8 protein-coding genes are annotated in these 6,125 nt (G+C 39.9%); 6 read left to right on the top strand and 2 right to left on the bottom strand.

Features of this window, described 5'->3' with window-relative positions:
* Nucleotides 1–7 precede the first annotated feature (7 nt).
* The 4 genes from rpsI (at nucleotide 8) to P4V41_RS18580 (ending at nucleotide 3,335) form a co-directional block, all read left to right on the top strand.
* On the top strand, nucleotides 8–400 hold the full coding sequence (gene rpsI / locus P4V41_RS18565) for a 30S ribosomal protein S9 (protein ID WP_066237857.1): 393 nt from the start codon (nucleotides 8–10) through the stop codon (nucleotides 398–400).
* A gap of 345 nt (nucleotides 401–745) precedes the next feature.
* On the top strand, nucleotides 746–1,186 hold the full coding sequence (locus tag P4V41_RS18570) for a DUF2521 family protein (RefSeq protein WP_066390704.1): 441 nt from the start codon (nucleotides 746–748) through the stop codon (nucleotides 1,184–1,186).
* A 64-nt stretch (nucleotides 1,187–1,250) separates the two neighbouring features.
* On the top strand, nucleotides 1,251–1,976 hold the full coding sequence (cwlD, locus tag P4V41_RS18575) for an N-acetylmuramoyl-L-alanine amidase CwlD (protein WP_328086653.1): 726 nt from the start codon (nucleotides 1,251–1,253) through the stop codon (nucleotides 1,974–1,976).
* 309 nt (nucleotides 1,977–2,285) lie between these two features.
* Nucleotides 2,286–3,335, top strand: a complete 1,050-nt coding sequence (locus P4V41_RS18580) for an Mrp/NBP35 family ATP-binding protein (protein ID WP_328086654.1) — start codon at nucleotides 2,286–2,288, stop codon at nucleotides 3,333–3,335.
* 36 nt (nucleotides 3,336–3,371) lie between these two features.
* On the opposite strand, the gene gerD is transcribed toward P4V41_RS18580, so the two are convergent.
* Nucleotides 3,372–4,001, bottom strand: coding sequence for a spore germination lipoprotein GerD (gerD, locus tag P4V41_RS18585; RefSeq protein ID WP_328086655.1), 630 nt, complete (start codon nucleotides 3,999–4,001; stop codon nucleotides 3,372–3,374).
* A 148-nt stretch (nucleotides 4,002–4,149) separates the two neighbouring features.
* Here gerD and P4V41_RS18590 point away from each other — a divergent pair, with 148 nt between their 5' ends.
* The gene (locus P4V41_RS18590) at nucleotides 4,150–4,770 is read left to right on the top strand and encodes a KinB-signaling pathway activation protein (RefSeq protein WP_328086656.1); all 621 of its coding nucleotides are present in this window, start codon (nucleotides 4,150–4,152) and stop codon (nucleotides 4,768–4,770) included.
* 23 nt (nucleotides 4,771–4,793) lie between these two features.
* Here P4V41_RS18590 and pdaB read toward each other — a convergent pair whose 3' ends face one another.
* Nucleotides 4,794–5,555 carry a polysaccharide deacetylase family sporulation protein PdaB gene (pdaB, locus tag P4V41_RS18595; RefSeq protein ID WP_328086658.1) on the bottom strand — a complete coding sequence of 254 codons (762 nt, stop codon included), beginning with the start codon at nucleotides 5,553–5,555 and terminating at the stop codon, nucleotides 4,794–4,796.
* A gap of 150 nt (nucleotides 5,556–5,705) precedes the next feature.
* Between pdaB and P4V41_RS18600 the strand changes: the two genes are divergently transcribed.
* On the top strand, nucleotides 5,706–5,930 hold the full coding sequence (locus tag P4V41_RS18600; RefSeq protein ID WP_328086659.1) for a hypothetical protein: 225 nt from the start codon (nucleotides 5,706–5,708) through the stop codon (nucleotides 5,928–5,930).
* Nucleotides 5,931–6,125: the final 195 nt, after the last annotated feature.

Genomic DNA, 6,125 nt, shown 5'->3' on the forward strand with positions numbered 1-6,125 from the left:
TATTTACGTGGCACAAGTACAATATTATGGCACTGGACGTCGTAAGCACTCCGTAGCGCGTGTACGATTAGTTCCTGGTGAAGGCCGTATCGTAATCAACGGACGTGACATTGACGAATTTTTCGGATTAGAAACTTTAAAGCTTATCGTTAAGCAACCACTTAACACAACTGAAACAACTGACAAGTATGACGTATTAGTTACTGTTCATGGCGGTGGATACACTGGACAAGCAGGAGCTATCCGTCACGGTATCTCTCGTGCGCTTCTAGAAGCAGATCCTGAGTACCGCGGATCTCTTAAAGCAGCTGGATTCCTTACTCGTGACGCTCGTATGAAAGAGCGTAAGAAGTACGGACTTAAAGGCGCTCGTCGTGCACCTCAGTTCTCAAAACGTTAATTTTTATTACGTTTATCAAAAAAACCCTGTTCTCTTTTTTAGAGAGCGGGGTTTTTTTGTTTGTGATGAATCGCCTCTGATTAGGGAAGATTGGGTCTAATTCTGAGACCATTAAGCCTGAATCAAGAAAATTGAGCCTGAATCCAAATAATTAAGTCTAAATTTAAAATAATTAAGTCGAAATCAGAAAAATTAAGTCTAACGGCTGATCTTATTTTGTTCTGCATATATCCCAGTCGCAGGCAGTAAAGAGTTATTATTCCCATCTTTTATGAAGTGTCGTGAAGCTATCTCTGGAGAAAATATAGATATGGAAAACACAACATGATGAAAGGGGAGGTAATAATGGCAATCGTATTAAACAACTTTAAAGAAAAGCAGCGCTTCAAAAAAGAAACATTCGAGCGAAAAGTACTTCGGGACTTGTCTCTTGCTACCATAAAAAAAGAATTTCAGCGTTTGTTTCAACCTTTTTTTCAATACTCGCTTCTTTATCAAAATGATATAGAGGATGCGTGCATCGACATGGCGATTGATTCTTATCTTTTAGGCGCAGGTTATAGTCGGTTTGCGTATCATGGAGAAACGTTAGAAAAGATTAAAGAACGAGCATATGCTAAACAAAAGGCAATCGCAGACGGTCTTTTTGAATATTGGCAGTTCTGGTGCTGGGGAACTGAGATGATGATGGAATCTCTTCATCTTTGCTGTGAGGCATTCGTTCACATCTGGTGGATGGAAGGCTACAAAAACGGCGAAAAACGCTATCGCATGAAGCTGCAATAATAGTTATAATTTTCTTCTTGTCCCATATACATAATGTTATATGGCTTGTATAGGGGGACGAAACATGAAGAAGTGGGTGAAGGGAGCCGCATTTGCACTTGGATGCGCTGTCCTTATCTTTATTTTCACCTATCATTTTTTAGATGATGATTCGTGGCGCTCGTGGAACATGCCGCTCTCTGGAAAGATTATCGTAATCGACCCAGGCCATGGCGGTGCTGACGGTGGTGCTGTTGGTGATGGAGAAGTTCTTGAAAAAGAGATCGCATTAAACATTTCCGTTATGCTTCGAGATTATTTACAAGAAGCGGGAGCACTGGTTATCATGACACGAGAGACGGACACAGATCTCGCGAACGAAGGTACAAAAAAATTGCGTCATCGCAAGTATGAAGATTTAAAAGAAAGAAAACGAATTATTAACGAAAATCATGCGGACTTATTTATATCGATCCATCTCAATTCTTTGCCTTCATCCCGCTGGAGAGGTGCTCAAGTCTTTTATCATCCTGGAAAAGAAGGCGGAGAAGCTGTATCTAAATTCATTCAAGACGAAATCAAACGAAATTTAAATAATACGAACCGATTTGCAAAATCCATAGAAGGTCTATACTTGCTTCGAACGGCAGAAGTGCCAGGAGCGCTCGTCGAAGTCGGTTTCTTATCCAATCCATCAGAACGCGAGCTGTTAAAAACAGAATCGTACCAAAAAAGTATAGCGGCATCAATCTATCAAGGTATGCTGCGCTTTTATACAAATGAAACACCACCAGCATCTCCTCTTGATTAGAGGGGGTGTTTCTTATTGTTGATTTCTATCCAGTTGCAACGCTGTCCGGGCGAGTAATTTGGAGTGGACAGTAAAAATATCGAAGTGGACAGTAAATATGTAAAAGTGGACAGTATTTCTTTGAAAGTGGACAGTAAATTTCAATAAGTGGACAGTATTTTCATAAAAGACGACAGTAAGTGCTCGTACATACTTTAGCGAGCTTCCTCGTTTGAGTGAAATTCACACATCTAAAAAACCGCTTACATGATTGTAGGTGGGGGTTATGATATACTGAAAAGGAATTTTACAGGTAAAGGATGTGTCTATGTGCTTACAGAAGAAAAAGTCATCGAGCTGTTAGGTCCTATTCAAGACCCTTATTTACATAAAAGCATGGTCGACTCAGGGAGTATTCGTGAGTTGAAGATAAAAGAAGGATATGTGGGGCTGAAAATTGGCTTAGCACATACAGGAACGCCCGAACAAATGCAGCTTCAGCAGCAGATCGTTCAAGTGTTAAAGAACGCTGGCGCGGAATCTGTTGGACTTCGTTTTGAAAAAAGAGACGACATTACGGCTGTTAATCCGAGTGAAGCGGCAGAACAGAGTGCACCAACTACTCTTCTTTCCGAAAACAGCAAGACGCAATTCATCGCGATTGCAAGTGGTAAAGGTGGCGTAGGGAAATCAACTGTCTCTGTTAACCTAGCCGTTGCTCTTGCAAGGCTTGGAAAGAAGGTCGGATTGATCGATGCTGATATCTACGGATTCAGTGTGCCAGATATGATGGGAATTACTGAGCGTCCGAAAGTAAAAGGAGATCGTATCTTTCCGGTTGAACGTTTTGATGTAAAAGTAATCTCTATGGCATTTTTCGTTGAAGATAACGCACCCGTTATCTGGCGTGGACCGATGCTTGGGAAGATGCTCATGAACTTCTTCAGCGAAGTGGAGTGGGGAGATCTAGACTATGTTCTCCTGGACTTGCCGCCAGGTACAGGTGATGTGGCGCTGGATGTTCATAAGATGCTTCCGAAGTGTAAAGAAGTAATCGTAACAACACCTCATGCTACAGCAGCATTCGTAGCAGCTCGAGCGGGAACGATGGCGATCAAGACAAATCATGAAGTACTTGGTATCGTTGAGAACATGTCTTACTTCCAAAGTGGATCGACAGGTGAGAAAGAATATGTATTCGGTAAAGACGGCGGAAAGCGTTTAGCAGAAGAGTTGAATGTACCGTTGCTAGGACAAATACCGCTTGGTCAGCCTGAAATAAGAGAAGATGATTTTGCGCCAAGTGTATATGACCAAACACATCCGATCGGTGAACACTACATTCAGATGGCAAAGAAAATCATCGATAAAACAAACTAAAGAAAAAGAAAAAGCCTTCCGGTTGTCGGGAGGCTTTTATTGCGGGCTTGTGGACTCTTCTTGTTGCTCTTGTCCGCCGCCAGATGACGAAGCTTCTTTTCCTTTTTTAGAGATAGATTGATCAATCTCTTCATGTGCTACTTTCTTTAGCATATCTTGAATTTGCGCTTGTACGATCGGACTCTCGAATGTTTCAAGCATCACTTTTTTCATTTCTTTTCTAACTGGTTGTGTATCAACAAGTGACAATAATTTCTCTGCCATTTGCGGGTTCTGCATGATTTTCATCACTTCCGCTTGATACTGATGATCTTTTATGAGGTCCTTCATCAATTTCTCATGTTCTTTTCGCATGCTTTTTGCAAATGCTACTGAGAACTTCGGATCTTTAAAAAGGGTCTGCCAAAACTTTTGGCCCTTTTCAGAAAGAAGCTGCTTTTCAATCGTCTGTTTGATGACTTCTTGATCAATGAGTATATCTTGCTGAATTTCTTTATCAGATAGAACTTCTTTGATGGCTTTTTTTCCTTCATCTGTCTTCAATAGATCGACAAGCATTTTTTTCGTTGCTTCGTAATCGACCTGTGAACTGCCTTGGGCTTCTTGAGCACAGCCCGAAAGAACAGCAAAAGAGATACAAAAGAGGAAAATGTATATTTTTTTCAATGTAATTCCTCCTCCTTTCAAGTTGAGCTCGATACTTATAGGATTGATTTTTAGCACGTATTTATACTGGTTATTTAAAGGAAAACTGGCAATTTAAAAAAGACATTGGTACAATCGTTACGGAGCATGTTAGAGGGGGAAAACACGCGTGAAAATTAGAAGCTGGATCTTTTTATTCTTTACCACATTGTTAATTGGGATTGTTAGTGCAATCACAGTTGGTCTTATATTAAAATTTCCTGAGGGCAGCAGCGCTTTAGAAGTACTTCTATATATTTTTGGATTGATCGGTTTCGGCGCGTTGTTCAGTGTATTTAGTCAGATGGGCTTTTTTGCTTATTTAACCGTTCACCGTTTTGGACTCGGTATTTTTAAAAGCCATCGCCTTTGGAATGGAGTACAACTTGTCTTGATTGCGGTCGTACTTTTCGATCTTTTCTATTTACGATATACATCTTTTCACAACGAAGGCGACAGCCTCGTTAATTACATTCTAATTCCGCTTGCAATTTTAGCTTACGGATTGGTCATTGCCTATGTAAAAGTAAAACAAACATCGAGTGTAGCGTTTATCCCAACGCTTTTCTTTATTACAGTCGTAACTATCTTAGAATGGGTACCGGTGTTAAAAGAAAACAACACCCTTTCGCTTTGGATGGGCTTTGTTCCGATCATGCTTTGTAATACGTATCAAATACTAATGCTGCATCGACTGTTGCAGTCACATCAATCTAAATCAACGAAACAAACAAAGCCCACTGCCTTATAAGGCATGGGCTTTTCTTTCATTCATCAGTTAACTTCTTTACTGTTTGCCTCGGTATTCGCAATCATTTCACTTACACTTACAAATTTAAATCCATCGTCTCGGAGTTTATCGATAATTGTTGGAAGTGCTTTATGCGTTTGCTTAACTGAATCGGATGCATGAAGCAAGATGATGTCTCCTGCTTTCGTCTCATCTGTAGCAGTTGTAACGATCCGATCCACTCCAGGGTTCTTCCAATCCTTCGTGTCAATGCTCCAATGAACGACAGTGTGGTTGAGGTCTTCTGAGATGTTCAAGACACGCTCATCAAAATTCCCATTTGGCGGTCGTATAAGAGAAGTCATTTTCCCTGATACTTTTTTAATTTTCTCCTGAGCTAAAAGAATATCCCGTTTGATCTGTTTATCTTCCCAATCTGTATAGCTTTTGTATTGATAACCGAGACTCGCTACTTCATGACCATCCTTTACAATGCGTTCGACGATTTCAGGATGACGTTCAGCCCAAGCGGCCGATATGAAAAAGGTACAGTTTTTAACTCCCTTTTCCTTTAAGACGTCTAAAATCGGTGTAACCCGTTTATCCCCCCAGCTGATATCAAACGTGAGAGATATTTTGTTTCCTTGTTCTTCTCCCTTATAAATCGCACGGGGTCCATCTTTTGATGAAAACACAGATAGTTGCTGCTGACCTACGAATGCAAGGGAGGCAGCAAAGAACGCTGCAAATACAACAACCATGTATTGTTTCATTTTCTTGCCGTTAATAACAAAGAAAAATTTCATAAAACCATCTACCCCCTGTCCATCTTCCTTACAAGATATCTATGATGAAAGGGACAAGATATACCGAAAATTTAGACAATCCGATAAAATAATAACTCCAACTTTTCATGGCCATAATGGTAAAAGAACAAATATGAGGGGTGTCGTCTATTGTCTTTAGTAGGAATGTTGTTAAATCATCAAGAGCTGTATGAGTTTGAATATATTTTAAAAAAGGAAATGGAAGAACTAAGGTATGATCTTGAAGACAAAAAGATTGATGCCATTGTTAAATCTGTATTAGAAGAGAGATATCAGACACTTTATCGTTTATTCTGCAGGTTCGCTAAGCCATCTGATTGCAGAAGATATTTAAGGCGAAAACAAAGAAATTAACTTTTTTTCAAAAAACTATTGACCAAATTATTAAGAAGATGGTATATTACTTCTTGTCGCTTTTACAGCGGCTGAAACAAACGGAATAAACAAAATAAGAATCACTAAAAAAAGCTGTTGACATCAACTGGCCAACGGTGGTATCTTATAAAAGTCGCCAAAACGAGCGACACACGAAACACACAGTTCTTTGAA

It is taken from the genome of Fictibacillus nanhaiensis, from assembly GCF_036213205.1.
GTDB lineage: Bacteria > Bacillota > Bacilli > Bacillales > Fictibacillaceae > Fictibacillus > Fictibacillus nanhaiensis_E.